The following is a 230-nucleotide window of genomic DNA, read 5'->3' as shown; positions in this document are numbered from 1 at the left end:
GGTAAGCAATATTATAGATTTTACCGTCTTCTTCTACAAAGTGAGAGCCACCAATAATGTTGACGTTATACTTTATTGCGAGCTCGGTAAATAAGTTAATATATGCTTCTGTAAATTCGGTTAGACGTCGTATGGCCTGACTTGGTCTTTTCTCTTCAATAAATGACAGGAGTTGTGTTGTAAAAATCTCTGGGAAAACGACAAAGTCGGAATGATAACTAGCACCTACA

At 37.0% G+C, this 230-nt stretch carries 1 pseudogene; it reads right to left on the bottom strand.

Features of this window, described 5'->3' with window-relative positions:
* Nucleotides 1-230 (bottom strand): annotated as a pseudogene (locus tag AOA60_RS33735) (carbon-nitrogen hydrolase); the annotation flags it as partial.

The sequence above is a fragment of the Pseudomonas sp. 2822-17 genome, from assembly GCF_002742485.1.
GTDB classification, from domain to species: Bacteria; Pseudomonadota; Gammaproteobacteria; order Pseudomonadales; family Pseudomonadaceae; genus Aquipseudomonas; species Aquipseudomonas cyclaminis.
The sequence above is the reverse complement of the archived record's forward strand: the minus strand, read 5'-3'. Positions and strand labels throughout refer to the sequence as shown.